Annotated in this window: 10 protein-coding genes; 7 read left to right on the top strand and 3 right to left on the bottom strand. The window is 75.0% G+C overall.

Annotation, left to right across the window (positions count from 1 at the left end):
- The first annotated feature begins 1 nt into the window (after position 1).
- The 3 genes from AMK24_RS22945 (at position 2) to AMK24_RS22935 (ending at position 6,901) form a co-directional block, all read left to right on the top strand.
- Positions 2-4,006: a vWA domain-containing protein gene (locus tag AMK24_RS22945; protein WP_079190596.1), complete on the top strand. Its 4,005-nt coding sequence runs from the start codon at positions 2-4 to the stop codon at positions 4,004-4,006.
- A complete protein-coding gene (locus AMK24_RS22940; RefSeq protein WP_073770729.1) occupies positions 4,003-5,829 on the top strand; it encodes a hypothetical protein in 1,827 nt (608 codons plus the stop codon). Before AMK24_RS22945 ends, AMK24_RS22940 begins: the two co-directional genes overlap by 4 nt.
- Before the next feature lie 187 nt (positions 5,830-6,016).
- On the top strand, positions 6,017-6,901 hold the full coding sequence (locus tag AMK24_RS22935; protein WP_073770728.1) for a SigB/SigF/SigG family RNA polymerase sigma factor: 885 nt from the start codon (positions 6,017-6,019) through the stop codon (positions 6,899-6,901).
- A gap of 63 nt (positions 6,902-6,964) precedes the next feature.
- On the opposite strand, the gene AMK24_RS22930 is transcribed toward AMK24_RS22935, so the two are convergent.
- The 3 genes from AMK24_RS22930 to AMK24_RS22920 all read right to left on the bottom strand — a co-directional run bounded on the left by AMK24_RS22930 (position 6,965) and on the right by AMK24_RS22920 (position 9,491).
- Positions 6,965-7,459, bottom strand: a complete 495-nt coding sequence (locus AMK24_RS22930) for an ATP-binding protein (RefSeq protein WP_073770727.1) — start codon at positions 7,457-7,459, stop codon at positions 6,965-6,967.
- Positions 7,460-7,716: 257 nt separating this feature from the next.
- Positions 7,717-8,529, bottom strand: coding sequence for a dimethylargininase (ddaH, locus tag AMK24_RS22925; RefSeq protein WP_073770726.1), 813 nt, complete (start codon positions 8,527-8,529; stop codon positions 7,717-7,719).
- A gap of 17 nt (positions 8,530-8,546) precedes the next feature.
- On the bottom strand, positions 8,547-9,491 hold the full coding sequence (locus tag AMK24_RS22920) for a methionyl-tRNA formyltransferase (protein ID WP_073770725.1): 945 nt from the start codon (positions 9,489-9,491) through the stop codon (positions 8,547-8,549).
- Between the two features lie 211 nt (positions 9,492-9,702).
- On the opposite strand from AMK24_RS22920, the gene AMK24_RS22915 reads away from it, so the two are divergent.
- The 4 genes from AMK24_RS22915 (at position 9,703) to AMK24_RS22900 (ending at position 15,422) form a co-directional block, all read left to right on the top strand.
- Complete coding sequence (locus AMK24_RS22915; protein ID WP_073770724.1) at positions 9,703-11,280, top strand: amidohydrolase; 1,578 nt, start codon at positions 9,703-9,705, stop codon at positions 11,278-11,280.
- 737 nt (positions 11,281-12,017) lie between these two features.
- Complete coding sequence (locus tag AMK24_RS22910; RefSeq protein WP_073770723.1) at positions 12,018-13,268, top strand: MraY family glycosyltransferase; 1,251 nt, start codon at positions 12,018-12,020, stop codon at positions 13,266-13,268.
- 463 nt (positions 13,269-13,731) lie between these two features.
- Entirely contained in the window at positions 13,732-14,706 is a 975-nt protein-coding gene (locus AMK24_RS22905; protein WP_073770722.1) for a metallophosphoesterase family protein, read from the top strand.
- Entirely contained in the window at positions 14,703-15,422 is a 720-nt protein-coding gene (locus tag AMK24_RS22900) for a 4'-phosphopantetheinyl transferase family protein (protein WP_073770721.1), read from the top strand. The genes AMK24_RS22905 and AMK24_RS22900 overlap by 4 nt, the downstream gene beginning before the upstream one ends.
- The last annotated feature ends 133 nt before the right edge of the window (positions 15,423-15,555 follow it).

Below are 15,555 nucleotides of genomic sequence, written 5' to 3'. Positions count from 1 at the left end.
GATGACCGAGTCGACCATTCCCGGGCAGGGCCCGGGGCCGAGGGCGGGCTCGGGCGCCGCCCGCGAGACGTCGCCCGCCTCCGGCGCGCGGGCCGCCGCCCCCGCGCCGGGCCCGGCGGGCGGACCGGCCACCTCCGAAGCCGCGGTGGAGGCCCTCGCGGAGGCCGGCCCCGGCTCGCCGTTCCTGATCGGGGTGCGCCACCACGCGCCGTCGTTGGCGGCCGCCTTGCCGGCACTGCTGGACGCGGCGGCCCCCGACGTCCTCCTCGTCGAACTGCCCGCCGAGTTCCAGCCCTGGCTGGGCTGGCTCGCCCACGAGGAGACCGAGGCCCCGGTGGCGCTGGCCGCCGTGCCCGCGTACGGGCCCGGAGCCGGTCCGGCGGGCGAACGGGGCCCGGCCTTCTACCCGTTCGCGGACTTCTCACCCGAACTGGTCGCTCTGCGCTGGGCCGCGAGAAACGGCGTTCCCGCCGTGGCCTGCGACCTGCCCCTGGCCGACCGGGCGTGGGCGGAGGGGGACGGCGTCCCCGCACCCGTCCCCGGGGCCGCCTCCGCACCCGTGCCGGGGGAGGGGCACGGACTGTCCGCCGCGCTCAGGTCCCGGCTCACCGGCCGGGACGGGGACGACCTGTGGGACCGGTTGGTGGAGGCCCACGCACCCGGTTCGACGCCCGAGGCCCTCCGCCGTGCCGCCCTGCTCACCGGCTGGGCGCTGCGCTACGAGGCCGAGGCGCGCGGCGGGGTGCACGGCACGGACCTGGCGCGCGAGGCGTGCATGCGCGGACACCTCGCCGAGGCCCTGGCGAGCGGTCGGAGGCCGGCCGTCGTGGTGGGCGCCTTCCACACCCCGGCGCTGCTTCCGTCGGCCACGGAGGCCGCCAGGGCTGCCGGAGCTGCCGGGGCCGCAGGGGGGCCGGGCCCGGCCGGCCGTGCCGGGGACGCCGCGGGGGCGGGGGACTGCACGGTCTCCCTCATCCCCTACACGTACCCGCTGCTCGACTCGCGGTCCGGCTACCCCGCCGGCATCCGGGATCCGGAGTGGCAGCACATCGTCCTGGAGGCGGCCGGGGATCCGGCCGCGGTGCACGAGGCGTTGATCCGCACCGCGGTGCGCCTCTGCGCCGCTCTGCGCGAACAGGGTCACCCCTATGGTCCGGCGGACGGCAGGGAGGTCGTGCGGGTCGCCGGCGACCTGGCCCGCCTGCGCGGCCTGCCCGCGCCGGGCCGCGGGGAACTCCTGGAGGCCGTGCAGACGGTGCTGGGGCGCGGTGAGACCTACGGCACGGGTCGCGCCGTGGCCCAGGCCCTCGAACGCGTGCTCGTCGGAGCCCGTACCGGACGACCGGCGCCCGCCGCCCCCCGCGGCGGACTCTGCCCCGCCGTCGAGGCCGAGACCGCGGCGCTCGGGCTCCCCGGGCCGGGGGACGCGCACGAGAGGACACCGCGCGACCTGCGACTCGACCCCGCGCGCTCCACCCTGGACCGCCGCCGCGAACTGCTGCTGCGCAGACTGACGGTGTGCGGCATCCCTTACGCCCAGGAGCAGGGGGTGGCCGGGGCGGCGGGCGGTGAAGGGCTGACGACACGCTGGCAGGTGCGGTGGACCCCGGCGACGGCCGCGATGCTCACCGCGGCCGGGGCCCGCGGCGTCACCCCGGCCCAGGCGGCCGAGGGCGTGCTGCGGCAGCGTCACGCGGCTGAGCGTGCGGCGGGCGGCCCGACGGCCGCCCAGGTCGTCCGCGGTCTCGCGGAGGCCGCCGCGTGCGGGCTGCCGGCCCCGGCCGACGAACGCCTGACCGAACTGGCGGCCGTTCTCCCGGCCGGCGGCACCCTCCCCGAACTCCTCGCCGGGCTCGATCTGCTGGACCGCATCGAGGCGGGCCATCTGCCGGGCCTGACCGCGCCCGAAGACTCCACAGACTCCACAGACCGGTCCGAAGGCTCCGCGGCCCGGCCCGACGGCCCTGCGGACCCGTCCGACGGCCCTGCGGTCCCGGGCGGTGGGGACACTCCTGCGGTCCTGGCCCCCGTCGACACCGCACGGGCCGCCCGCACCGCGCACGCGGCGGAGCTGCTGACCGCCGCCGCGGTGCGCCAGATCGACGGCCTGACCGGTTCCGAGAAGCCCGAGGACGCCCGCGCTCTGCTCGAACTGGCGCAGCGGGCCGACCGGCTGGGCGGCATACGGCTCACCGACGCCCTCGCCCGACTGGCCGCCGAGGGCGCCCCGCTGATCGCCGCCGCCGCCGGAGCGGTCAGGGTGCTCACCGGACACGAAGAGGCCGAGGCGTTCGGGGAGCGCGTCGCCTCCTGGGTGGACGGAGCCGTGGACGGCGCCTCCCGGACCACGCTCACCGCGCGCCTCACCGGCGTCCTGACGGTCGCGGGCCCGCTCCTGAGCGTCGGCGTGGCAGCCCTGGACCCGTTGCTGGAACGGGTGGTCGAGCTGGACGACTCCGCGTTCCTGGCCCGGCTCCCCGCCCTGCGCGGCGGCTTCGACGCCCTGAGCCCGGCCGCCCGGGACCGCCTGCTGGGCACCGTCGAGGAGCGGCTGGGCGAACGGGTGGACGCCCTCGACGGGGACGACCCGGCGGAGCTGGCCCGACGAACGGCCGCCGACCTCGCGGCCCGTGAGCTCCTGACCGCTCTCGGCCTTCCCGTCACGGCGTCCGTCCCCGACGACCGCCTCCCGCCTCGGCCCGGCGGCCCCGCGGCGACGCGCCCCGCCGCCGCCGGGGCGGCGCACCCCGCGGGGGCGGCCCCCCGCACCGCGGCCCCGACCCAGGAGACCGCCGCCACCGCGCCTCCTGCCCGGGCCGCCTCCACCGCGGCGCCCCCGCCCGGCGCGGCCCCCGGTACGGCGCCCTCCACCGGCGCGGCCCCCGCCCGGACCCTCGCGCCCGCCGACCGGTGGCGGCTCGTGCTCGGCCGGAGCACCGACCGGCTGCCGTCCGGCGCCGCCCGCCTGGCGACCGCGCTGGACGAGCTCTACGGAGCGGGCCGCGGCGAGGGTTCACGCGGCGGCCTTCCCGGGCACGGCGGCTCCGGAGCGGGCGGCGGCCGGGAGCCGTCGTTCCCCGGCGTCCGCGAGTGGTCCGAGGAGCTGGCCGCCCTGTTCGGCCCCGGCGTCCGCGAAGAGGTCCTGGCCGCCGCGGCCATGACAGGACGCCAGGACGTCCTGGCCGCACTCGACCCGGCGGCCGTGACCCCTTCCGTGGAACTGCTCCGGACGATCCTGCAGTACGCCGGCGGGCTTCCCGAGGCCCGTCTCGCAGCGCTCCGCCCGCTGGTGCGCCGTCTGGTCGACGAACTGACCCGGCAGCTCGCCACCCGGCTGCGCCCCGCGTTGACCGGTACGACGACGGCCCGGCCCACCCGCCGCCCCGGCGGACGGCTCGACCTGCCGCGCACGCTGCACGCCAATCTGGCCACCGCCCGCCGGACGGCCGACGGCACGATCCGGGTGGTTCCCGACAAGCCGGTCTTCCGCAATCGCGCCCGCCGGTCGGCCGACTGGCGCCTGATCCTGGTCACGGACGTCTCCGGATCGATGGAGGCCTCCACCATCTGGTCCGCGCTGACCGCCTCCGTGCTCGCCGGAGTGCCGACCCTGAGCACCCATTTCCTGGCGTTCTCCACCGAGGTCGTCGACCTCACCGGCCATGTGCGCGACCCCCTCTCCCTCCTGCTGGAAGTGAGCGTGGGCGGCGGAACGCACATCGCCGCCGGGCTCCGGCACGCCCGCGGCCTGATCGAGGTGCCCTCCCGCACCCTCGTCGTCGTCATCAGCGACTTCGAGGAGGGGGCGCCGCTCGCCGGACTGCTGGCCGAGGTGCGGGCGCTGGTGAACACCGGCTGCCACGTCCTCGGGTGCGCGAGCCTCGACGACGCCGGCCGGCCCCGCTACTCGACGGGCGTCGCCGGGCAGCTCGTGGCCGCAGGCATGCCCGTGGCGGCCCTGAGCCCACTCGAACTGGCTCGCTGGATAGGGGAGAGGACCGCATGAACACCGCCCAGTTGCCGCCCGTCGCACCGGAGGTCACGGCCACGCTCGTCGAGGGACTCTCGCCCCGGCTGCGCAAGCGGCTGGACGCGGCGGTCACCAAGCTCGGCACCCGCCCGACGCATCGCGAGGGGGACACCGCGAGGATCGAGGTCGACGACGAGACCGAGCTGCGCCTGCACGCCCCGGGCGGCGTGGTGGCGAAGGCGGAGGACATCGTCTGCGGTTGCCTCCTCGCTCCGGCCTGCGTCCACCGTGCGGCCGCGGCCTGCGCCGCCCCCGCCGCCGACCCGGCTCCGGAGCCGGCCGAAGGGCCCGCTCCGGAAGTCCCCGGCCCGGCCGCGGCGGCCGCCGACCCCGCCGCCTCCTCGCCCGGGACGGCGAGCCCGGCCCAGCGCGCCGCCGCCGACGCCCTGTGGGCGGCGGGCGCCGCCGTGCTGGAGGCCGGTGTCGACGGGGCCGGGGCCGTCGCCCAGTCGGCCCTCCTGCGCGCCGCGCACACCGCCCGGATCCGTCACCTGCCCCGTGCCGCGGGCGCCGCGCTGTCGGTCGTCACCCTGCTGCGCGCGGCCCGGGCCGGGGATCCGTCCTACCGCACCGCCGACCTCGTCACCGCCCTGGCCGAACTCCTGGGTACCGCCCGCCGGGTGGGGACCGCTTCCGGGGCGGAGCTGGCCGCCGTCCGAGGCCGCGTGCGCCGCCCGTACGGCCAGGACGGTTCGCTTCGCCTCTACGGCCTGTTCACCGAGCCCGTCGTCACCGACTCGGGGCACGGCGGCGTCCGCACCTGGGTCGCCGGAGCCGACGGCCGCCTCTTCACGGTCGGCGACGTGGCGCCCGGCGGTGCGGGGCGCGCCCTCGGCGTGGCCGACCGGGCCGTGCGCCTGGGGGACAGTGCGCTCACCCACCGGGAGCTGGGCCGCGCCGGTCTGGCCGTTTCGGGGGCGACGGTCTCGCCGGACGGCAGACTGGGCGCCGGCAAAGGCGTCAAGGCCGTCACCGCCCGGGGCGCGGCGTGGACGGAGCCGCCGCTCGCCGCCCTCTGGGAGACGCCGCCGTCCGAACAGGCCGCCCGTGCCCTGCGGTCCACCTCGCGCTACGCGGACCCGGACGCCGGTGGCAGCGACCTGCTCTTCCTGGACGTCGAACTCCTCGGCGCGGTAGGGGAGCCGGGCGGCGCCTGCCTGCTCGCGCTGTGCGAGGGAGGCGTTCCCGTGCGGCTCGCCGTCGCCGACGACGACCCCGCCCTGGCTCATCGCGACAACCTGACCCTGCTGGCCGCCGCGCCGGGGACGCGGTTGAGGATCATCGGCCGCCTGGTCCCCGCGCCGCACCCCCGCCTCACCCTGCTCGCGTGCTCGCACCCCACCGGTGAGGGCACCGTCGATCTCGGCCTCGACCGCCTGGGCCGCGCCGACCTCCCCGACCCGGCCGCGCCCGTGCACCTCGCACCACCGCACCCCGCCGGTTCCGGCGCGCCATCGCCCCTCTACCTCCTGGAGCGCCGGGTCGAACAGACGGTCCCGGCGGGCCGCGCCGCCCTCGGCATGCTGGGCGACGTCACCGCCGAGGCCCGGCGGATCCGGCGCGGCGGCCTTCCCACGGCCGCCGAACTCCTCACTGCCCTGTGCGCCTCGGCGGCCCGGCGCGAGCGCGACCTCTTCGGCCGTCTGCTCCCCGCCGACACCGACGACTTCGCCGCCCACTGGCTGGCCGCCGCCCGCTACACGGCGGCCGTGGCCGAGTCCCTGTGCGCGGCGGCCTGGAACGCGGTGGGGGAGGGCCCGGGGGCGCCGTCCCTCTCCGTCCGCGAGGCGTCGGGCTGAGACATGGACCACTTCCTGCGACATGCGGTGTGATCGTGTTTGGGGTGGCCGATCGGGGACAGACGGTGTTTCGGCGTGCTTGGGCAGTCAGGCACACACTCGCGGGAGCGGCACCATGCCGTCGTGGGGTGTTCCTCGTCGGCGCCCTCCCGTGTTGTCCACGAACAGCAGTCATCGGGAGACGCGCATGTCCACCACATCGCAGCGCCTTCGGCGCTCCGCCGTAGCGGAACACGGCACGATCGCCACCACCGCTCCTGCGGCGCTTCCACGGGTCGAGGACCCCGCGAAGATCGCCCCGAAGGACGCACGGGCGCTGGGAGCCTTGTTCTTCGAACAGTTGCAGGTGCTTGAAGAAGGCACACACGAATACCAGTACGCCCGCAACACCCTGATCGAGATGAACCTTTCCCTGGTGCATTTCGCCGCCAAGCGGTTCCGCAATCGCGGCAGCGGCGAGATGGAGGACATCATCCAGGTGGGCACGATCGGGCTGATCAAGGCGATCGACCGGTTCGAGCTCAGCCGGGAGGTCGAGTTCACCTCGTTCGCCATCCCCTACATCGTGGGGGAGATCAAGCGGTTCTTCCGCGACTCGACGTGGGCCGTCCACGTGCCGCGCCGTCTGCAGGAACTCCGCGTGACCCTGGCGAAGACCCGGGAGGCCCTCGCCGGGCGGCTCGACCGCGAACCCACGGTCGCCGAACTGGCCCGGCACCTGGAGCTCAGCGAGGACGAGGTCATCGAGGGCCTCATAGCGGCCAACGGCTACACCGCGGGCTCCCTGGACCTGCCCATCGGCGTCGAACAGAACAGCGCCGAGACCGTCACCTACGGAGACATCAAGGGCGACGTCGACCCTGCCATGGAGCTGGTCGAAGACCTGCATGCCCTGGCCCCGCTCCTGGAGCAACTGGAAGAGCGGGACCGCGAGATCGTGGCGATGCGCTTCGGTCAGGAGATGACACAGGCCCAGATCGGCGAGAAGCTCGGCATCTCGCAGATGCACGTCTCCCGCTTGCTGACCCGACTGCTCACCAAGCTCCGCAAGGAGATGCTCGCCCAGAACTGACCGCGTCCCGGGGAAGAGGGGGCGAGGGCCGACCGGCCCTCGCCCCCTCTGCCGTGCCGCCCGCTAACCGACGGTGCTGCCGGCCGGGTCGCCGCTCGGGTCGTCGTGCAGCGAGATCCGCACCCGCACCCGCTTGCCGACCGGCTCGCGGTGCACCGTGAAGCTCTGGCAGACCATGAGGACCAGCTCCAGACCGTGCCGGCCGATCCGGGAGGGGTCCGCCGGGGAAGCGGCGGGAAGAACGGAGCCCGTGTCCCACATGACGACGTCGAGGCTGGTGCGGGTGGCTTCCAGGTCCAGCAGGCACGGTCCCGGCGCGTATTTGCAGACATTGGTGGCCAGCTCGCTCACCACCAACTGCGCGACGTCCGCCGCCCGCTCGGAGACCTCCAGACCGTGCCGGGACCGCGCGTCGGCGAGGAAGTCCCTCACGAAGGCGCGGGCCCGGGCGATCTCGCCCGACACCATCTCGTAACCGGCGCTGTCCCGCGCCACGACCGGGGAGCCGGCCTCCCGTCGACCCTGCCCAAGCGCTTCGCGCACCAACAACCGCTCCATAGTTCTGCCCCCGTCACACGCCCGCCCTCGATCCAGCGGGAACGACCCCTCCCGCCTACCCACCCCCATCGGTTTCAGACACACGGACTTGCGGAAGGCGGTCGCCGCCCGGCCTCCGCGTCGTCCCCGCCGCGCGGCGGGGTGCCCGCCCGGGCGCGGGACCGGGATCGAGTCCTCCGGGCCGCGGTCATGAGGAAGGGGGCGGGCGGAGCGCGGCGGGCTCCCCGAGGCTTCCCGGCGGGGAGGCCGCCGCCCGCTCAGACGTTCCGGCGCAGCTCCAGGGTGCAGCACTTCACGCTGCCGCCCGCCTTGAGGAGCTCGGAGAGGTCCACGCCGATCGGGTTGAACCCGCGCTCCCGCACCTTCCCGGCCAGCTCCGTCGCGTTCTGCGGCAGCACCACGTTGTACCCGTCCGACGTCGCGTTCAGCCCGAAGGCCGCCGCGTCGGCGGGGGTGGCCAGGAGCGCGTCCGGGAACAGGCGCTCCAGGACGGCCCGGCTCCCGGGGGAGAAGGCCGCCGGGTAGTAGGCGACCGTCTTCTCGTCGAGCACGGTCAGGGCCGTGTCCAGGTGGTAGTAGTCGGGGTCCACCAGGGTCAGCCCGATCACGGGGCGTCCGAAGTACTCCTGCGCCTCGTCGTGGGACCGCGGATCGCTGCGGAAACCGGTGCCCGCGAGCAGCCAGTCGCCCGCCAGGAGGTAGTCGCCCTCCCCTTCGTTGACGAAGGAGGCGGTGCGCAGGCCGGGGAAGCCGTTGTCGCGCAGCCAGTCGTGGTACGCCGGGCCCTCGGCGATCCGCTCGGCGTCGCGGAACCGGGCCACGAGGGCCCGCCCGTCGACGACGGTGGCGCCGTTGGCCGCGAAGACCATGTCGGGCAGTCCGGGGACGGGATCGATCGTGTCGACGGTGTGCCCGAGGCTCAGGTAGACCTCGCGCAGCCGCTCCCACTGGGCGATGGCCAACGGGGTGTCGACGGGCTTCGCCGGGTCCATCCAGGGGTTGATGGAGTAGACCACGTCGAAGTAGGTGGGCCGGCACATGAGGTAGTGCCGGGCACGTGCGGTACGCATGGGTAAGGTCCCGATCGTCAGGGGCGGCCGGTGAGATAGCCGCCCATCGAGGTGAAGTACTCGGTCGCGGGCAGTTCGCGGCCGTCCGCGGTCCGCACCCGCGTGATCGCCAGGCCGTGGTTGCGGCCGTGACGGGCGTCGGCTCCGGCGACGATCACGACGCCGTCGCCCTCGCGGTAGAAGACCCGCCCCGGGGTGCCGCCGTAGCGGCCCTGGGACACCACGGCGGAGACGACCTCGATCCGCTGTCCCCGGTGGTACGTGAAGGCGGCCGGGTACGGGGCGGACTGGGCGCGGACCAGGCGCTCCAGGTCCTCGGCCGGCCAGTTCCAGTCGATGCGGATGTCCTCCTCGGCGCGCTTGTGGAAAAAGCTCGCCCTCGACCGGTCCTGCGGGGTGAACTCGGTCTGCCCGGAGGCGATCAGCCCGAGGGCTTCGACCGTCACCGGCGCGATCAGGTCGACCGTCCGGTGGAAGAGGTCGGTGGCGGTGTCCGTCGGCCCCACGGGCACCGCCCGCTGGACGACGATGTCTCCGGCGTCCAGTTCCTCGTCCATCAGGTGGGCCGTGACGCCCACTTCCGGCTCGCCGTTGATGAGCGCCCAGATCAGCGGTGAGAAGCCCGCGTAGGCGGGCAGCAGCGAGTCGTGGATGTTGAGCGTGCCGTGCCGGGGCAGGTTGTAGATCCGCGGCGGGATCCAGGTACGCCAGTTGTTCGCCACGATGATGTCCGGGGCGGCCTTCTCGAGGAGCTCGTGGAGCTCGTCGTCCGGGCGGTTGCGGATGATCACGGGGACGCCGTGCTTCTCCGCCAGGTCGGCGACGGAATCGCTCCAGATCTTCTCGTAGGCGTGCTCGCTCCTCGGATGCGTCACCACCGTCACCACGTCGTGCTCGGAGTCCAGGAGGGCTTGGAGCGTGCGGTGCCCCCAGGTCTGGTAACCGAACATGACGACCCGCATACGGTGCCTCCTGGGAAGAACGATCAGCCGACGCATCAGTAAAGCAAGGCTTACCTAAATGCACAACGGTGCATAATTGCCGGGCGAGTTGAGCCTTCACCGGATCGACTTCCGGTAAAACCTCGAAACCGGTCAGGTGACGCCGCTTCCCCCGTGCCGCCCCGGGGCGGCGGTCGTCTCCCGCCTCGGCCACTGATGGACGGAACTGCCCATGCTCTGTACGCGGTTGACGAACGCGCACGTCCTCACGATGGACCCCCGCCACCCCGTCGCCCACGACCTGGGAATCTGGCGCGGGCGGATCGTCGGGGTGGACGAGGCCGTGACCTCCCTGCCCGCCCGCGAGGTCCTCGACCTGGACGGCGCCACCGTACTGCCCGGCTTCATCGACAGCCACGTCCACCTGGCCTGGGCCGGATTGAAGGCCGGCACGCCCAGCGTCGCACCGTGCGAACGGGTCGAGGACATCCTCGCCGTCGTGGACGCGGCTGCCCGGCGCCCGGGTCCGACGGGCGCGTGGGTGGAGGTCGCCGGGTACGACCAGCGGGCCCTGGGCCGCCATCTGACCGCCGCCGAACTGGACCGGGTCAGCCACGGCCGCAAGGTCTTCCTGATGCACGACTCCGGCCACGCCTGCGTCGTCAACACCGCCGTGCTGGAACTGCTGCCGGACGGGACGCCGCACGAGAACGGCTTCCTCGCGGAGAGCGCCATGACCGCCGCCCGCGGGCTGCGACTGCCCTACTCGCAGGAGGAGCTGGCCGACGCGATCGAGCTGGCCGCCCGCGCGTGCCTGGACGAGGGGATCACGGCCTGTGCGGAGGCGGGCATCGGCGGCGGCCTCCTCGGCCACAGCCCCGTCGAACTGGGCGCCTACCAACTGCTCCGGGACCGCGGCCGACTGCCCCTGCGGGTCCAGCTCATGGCCTCGGGCGACACCCTGCGCCCCCGCGCGACCCATGCCGACGACGGGTTTCCCCGCGCTCTGGACCTCGGTCTGCGCACCGGCTTCGGGGACGACTGGCTCTCGCTCGGCGCGCTCAAGATCTACACGGACGGCGGGATGATGGCGCGTACGGCGGCGCTCACCTCCCCGTACGAGGGCACGACCGGCAACACCGGCCGCTTCCAGGACGACCCGCGCCGCCTCGCCGACCTGATCGTCGACGGCCACCTCGCCGGCTGGCAGCTCGCCGTCCACGCCATCGGCGACCGTGCGGCCGACCTCGCCCTGGACGCCCTGGAGCGGGCCCAGGAGCTGCGGCCCCGTCCGGACGCCCGCCACCGCATCGAACACGCCGGGCTGATCCGCCCCGACCAACTGCCCCGGTTCGCCGCGCTCGGCGTCAGCGCGGTGGTCCAGCCCAACTTCCTGCGGTACTTCGGCGACGACTACGCGGCGGTGATGGGGGAGGAGCGGGCCGACTGGTTGTACCGGGGCCGGGGGTTCCTGGACCACGGGGTCGCCCTCGTCGGCAGCTCGGACCGGCCCGTCACGGACGGCTCGCCGCTGCGGGCCGTCCAGTTCATGGTCGAACGCACCTCCCTCTCGGGACGCCTCGTCGGCCCCGACGAGGGGGTCACCGTCGACGAGGCGCTGCGGGCGTACACGGTCGCCGGAGCTCACGCCTGCCACTGGGAGGACGTGGCGGGCGCCCTGTCGGCGGGGACGCGCGCCGACCTGGTGGTGCTGGGCGACGACCCGCACCGCGTGGACCCGTCCCGGATCGGGGACATCGAGGTCCTCGGCGCCTACGTGGACGGCCGGGACGCCCGCGCCGAGAGGTGACGCGCCTTCCTCCCGCCCCTCGGCGCGGCATACGGGCCTTCCTCACGTCCGGGTGACGTGGGGGCGGATCGCCCGCTTCGTGAGAGCCGGGCTCCGCGCCTCGGCGTGAGGCTGCGCCCGGCTCCATGGCCGCAAAGAAGGCGGCGGGCGGCCCGGACCCGGGTGGGCGGCTGCCGTGTCGTACGAGAACGTGCCGCGCCCCCGGGGTCCTCCGCACCCGGCTGCGGGAGCGCGGGGCGCTCCTCACCGGGGGCCGTGTCCGCGCCGGTCGCCCCCGCGGCTCCGGCGCGGACGAGCGCCCACGGGGCTGGTACGTGATCCGCGGGGCGGCCGATCGCGCGAACGCGCCTCCCTGCCCGGACCGACCTGCGGCACCGCTCACCGGCCCCGTTCCGCCGTGCTGGTGACACCCCGTCATCGAGGGTGACGCCGGAAGCGGCTACCGGGACCGGCGCCCACTCCGCCGGTACTCTTCCCGACTCCGCTTTCCCGGAAGCCTCTTGGGGTTATCCGCCCGACCGGGCCGAGGCCCCGTCGAGGGGAGACAGAACAACACGTTGCCTTTTTCGTGTTATTTAGGGTGAATGCGGACATCGGGCCGTAGGTTGGGGAGAAACGCCACCCGAGTGGCGTCCTGCGTCCCCGACCCGCCACCGGCAGGGGAACGGGCGAACGCGCCGTTCCATCGGCCGCCCCGCCTTCGCACCGCAGGTCATGAACGAGGAAAGGCAGGGCAGGTGAACGTGCTGGGGATCATCGCCTCCGGTGTGGCCGCGCTGTTCATCACGGTCGCACTCGCCAGGAGCGCCCGCCGCGCGGCGCTCCGCCCCCGCACCTCGGCCGAGCCGGGCGGTCGCACGCCGGGGGCCGGGGTGCTGCGCAGAGCGGGCGGTGCGACCGCTGTGCTCGGGGTCGCCGCGGCGACCGGCGGCGCCCTGCTGCTCGGCGCGGCGGGAGGCGCGGCCGGCTCCGCCGCCGGACTGCTCGCCGGGTCCGCGACGGTGGCCGTCCTCGGTCTCGTACACGATCTGAAGCCGCTGTGGGCCCTCCTGCGCGTCGCCGTGCAGACGGCGGCCGCGGTCCTCGTCGTCACCCTCGCCGGGCTGCCCCCCGCCGCGGCCGTCCTGGCCGTGCTCTGGATCGTCCTCGTCACCAACGCGTTCGCCCTGCTCGACCACGCCGACGGGCTGCTGACCGCCGTCGGCCTGGTCACAGCCGCCGCACTGCTCGCGTGCGCCACCGTCGACGGCGGCTTCGCCCTCGCGCTCCTTCCGGCGACCCTGGCGGCGGGGCTCGCGGGGTTCCTCCTCCATACCTGGCACCCCGCCCGCCTCCAGCTCGGCGCGTGCGGCGCGCAGTTCACCGGGTTCGCGCTGGCCGCCTCCGGTGCGCTGCTCCAGGAGGCCGCCCCGGCCGGCCGCACGGCGTGGGCCGCGCTGCCCGCCCTGGCGACGGTGGCCCTCGCCGACACCGTCCTCGTCGTGGTCTCCCGCCGCCGCGCGGGACGTTCCCCGCTGCGCGACACGGACGACCACATCGCGCACCGGCTACGACGGGTCCGGGTCACGGTGCCGGGCACGGTGGTCCTCCTCGCCCTGTGGGCGGGGGCGCCCGCGGCCACCGGAACCCTGGTCTACGCCGAGCTGCTGCACCCCGCGTTCCTCCTCGTACCGCTGGCCGGTACGGCGGCGGCCGTCCTCGCCCTGCTGCGGATTCCGGCGTACGCACCACCCCGCGCGGCTCCGTCCCGTACGAGCGTGTCCCGTACTGGCAGGACCCGTACCGCCCCCCGGCGAACCACGGTGTCGGCCGCCCCCGCCTCCGCCGCGAAGCGGACGGCGGCCTCCACGAGGGGCGGTTCGGCCGCCGCCTCCGGCAGGAGCGCTTCCCCCGGCCCCGCCAGGACCGCCTCCGGTCGCCCCACCGTGCCGCCCCCGCCCACCGGCCGCCCCTCCGAGGCCACCGCGGTCGCGGCCGAACGGAGCTGACCCGCTCGGCGCCCCTCGGGCCTGGCGTCGCACTGCCGTCGCCCGGCAGGCGGCAGTGCGACGCCAGGCCCTGGCCATCCCGCAGCCCGCCCAGGCGGAGCGGACAGGGGCGCGCGTAGGGGGAGGTCCTCGGATACGGCGCCCCCGACCAGGTCCGCACCGTCCGCCCCCCCGGTACGCGTCGCGCACCGCGCCCACGAGGACCGGGAGGGACCCGGCCGCCGGGCCGACCTGCGCGTGACGACGGCCGCCCGCTGGTGGTGTTCGCCGAGAAGGCCGACGGCCCGGCTCCCCGGTACCGCGCCTTCTGCCGGTACGCGTCCGGCCCCCTCCACATCTTCCGGCGTGCCCGCCCGCCGAAACGCCGGGGGAGAGGCGAGGGGAGCGTGAGAGGCTACGTCCCAGCGGCTCCCACCGTGCGGACGGAGCCGGACCGCCGCCGACAGATCGGGAACCAGCGCCCATGACGCATCCGAGCGACCCCGCACCGCGCCACGCCCCCGGCCCCGCGCCCGGCGAGGGCGACCGTCGCCACGGCACGGGCCGCCTGCTGGCCGTGAGCGACGTGCACGCGGCGATGGCCGACAACCGGCGCATCGTGGAGTCCCTGCGCCCCGCGTCCGACGCCGACTGGCTGATCGTCGCGGGTGATGTGGCCGAGCAGCCCGAGGACATCCGGTGGGTGCTCGGACTCCTCGCGGAGCGCTTCGCCCACGTGATCTGGACCCCCGGCAACCACGAGCTGTGGACCCTTCCCAAAGACCCGGTCCAACTGCGCGGGCAGGCCCGTTACGACCATCTCGTGGAGCTGTGCCGTGAGTTGGGGGTCACCACGCCGGAGGACCCCTTCCCGCTCTGGCCGGGCCCGGACGGGCCGGTGGCGATCGCCCCCCTCTTCCTGCTCTACGACTACACCTTCCGTGCCCCCGGAACGCATACCAAGGAGGAGTCGCTCGCCGTCGCACACGCCTCCGGCATCGTCTGCAACGACGAATACCTCCTGCACCCGGACCCCTACGCGACCAGGGACGACTGGTGCCGGGCCCGCGTCGCCGCCACCGAACGCCGGCTCGCGGACCACGACCCCGCCGTCCCCCTCGTCCTCGCGGGACACTGGCCCCTCCTCCGGGAACCCACCTCGGTGATGTGGTACCCGGAGTTCGCCCAGTGGTGCGGCACCGAACTGACCGCCGACTGGCACCGGCGCTTCAACGTCGCCGCCGTCGTCTACGGCCACCTCCACATCCCCCGGACGACCTGGTACGACGGGGTGCGGTTCGAGGAGGTCTCCGTCGGCTACCCGAGGGAGTGGCGGAAGAGGGGGCACCCGCGCGGCCTGCTGCGGCAGATCCTTCCCTACGAGGGCGGACCCGCCGGACCGGCCCCGACCGGAGCCGCCCCGTCCGCCCCGCGGCACACCTCCGGAGGCACCTCATGATCGAGCGGCTGCTGCCCGCCGACGTGTCCTGCGCGGCCACCCGTGCGGAGACCGTCCCGGACGGGCTCCTCTTCCCGGAGGAGGAGGCGTTGATCGCCAAAAGCGTGGCCAAGCGCAGGAATGATTTCGCCACGGCCCGCGCCTGCGCCCGGCGGGCCATGGCCGGACTCGGCCTGCCCCCGGTGGCCGTGCTCCGCGGCCCTCGGGGGAAACCGCTGTGGCCCGAGGGGATCGTCGGCAGCCTCACCCACTGCCACGGGTACCGGGCGGCCGCGCTGGCTCGCGAGAGCGACGTACTCGCGTTGGGCATCGACGCGGAACCGCACGCCCCGCTGCCCGACGGTGTACGGGAGTTGGTGACGCTGCCCGCGGAACGGGAGCGGATCGGACCGCAGGCGGCGGAGGGCTCGGGCGCTCTCCACTGGGACCGCGTCCTGTTCTCCGCCAAGGAGAGCGTCTTCAAGACCTGGTACCCGCTCACCGGAACCGAACTGGACTTCGTCGAGGCGGACTTGACCTTCTACCAGGAGCTGGCCCCGCCGGGGCCCGAGGGGCCGGGGGGCCTCGTCACGGCCGGGGGCACCTTCGCCGCCCGGCTGCTCCTCACCGATCCGGCCCTGCCGGAGACGCTGTACGGGCGCTGGCTCGTCGAGGACGGCATCGTCGCCACCTCCGTGCTGGTCCGCCCCGACTGGCGGGAGGGGGAAGGGGCCTGAGGCCTCGTGGGTGAAAGGCGGGGGCGCCCACGGAACGGCTCCTGGCGTCGGCGACCCGCACCGCACCCTTCCGTGCCGCGAACGCGTGCGCCGAATCCGCCCCTCCCCGTACGGCGAAAAACCCTCCGGCGGC

Source organism: Streptomyces sp. CB02366, from assembly GCF_001905905.1.
Lineage (GTDB): Bacteria > Actinomycetota > Actinomycetes > Streptomycetales > Streptomycetaceae > Streptomyces.
Note: the sequence above shows the minus strand (reverse complement) of the source record. Positions and strands in the feature narration are given on the sequence as shown.

Bases quoted from the DNA above. Each gene is read 5' to 3' on its own strand.
- AMK24_RS22945 (WP_079190596.1), top strand. From the start codon at position 2: ATGACCGAGTCGACCATTCCCGGGCAGGGCCCGGGGCCGAGGGCGGGC.
- AMK24_RS22900 (WP_073770721.1), top strand. From the start codon at position 14,703: ATGATCGAGCGGCTGCTGCCCGCCGACGTGTCCTGCGCGGCCACCCGT.
- AMK24_RS22930 (WP_073770727.1), bottom strand. From the start codon at position 7,459: ATGGAGCGGTTGTTGGTGCGCGAAGCGCTTGGGCAGGGTCGACGGGAG.
- AMK24_RS22905 (WP_073770722.1), top strand. From the start codon at position 13,732: ATGACGCATCCGAGCGACCCCGCACCGCGCCACGCCCCCGGCCCCGCG.
- AMK24_RS22935 (WP_073770728.1), top strand. From the start codon at position 6,017: ATGTCCACCACATCGCAGCGCCTTCGGCGCTCCGCCGTAGCGGAACAC.
- ddaH (WP_073770726.1), bottom strand. From the start codon at position 8,529: ATGCGTACCGCACGTGCCCGGCACTACCTCATGTGCCGGCCCACCTAC.
- AMK24_RS22940 (WP_073770729.1), top strand. From the start codon at position 4,003: ATGAACACCGCCCAGTTGCCGCCCGTCGCACCGGAGGTCACGGCCACG.
- AMK24_RS22915 (WP_073770724.1), top strand. From the start codon at position 9,703: ATGCTCTGTACGCGGTTGACGAACGCGCACGTCCTCACGATGGACCCC.
- AMK24_RS22920 (WP_073770725.1), bottom strand. From the start codon at position 9,491: ATGCGGGTCGTCATGTTCGGTTACCAGACCTGGGGGCACCGCACGCTC.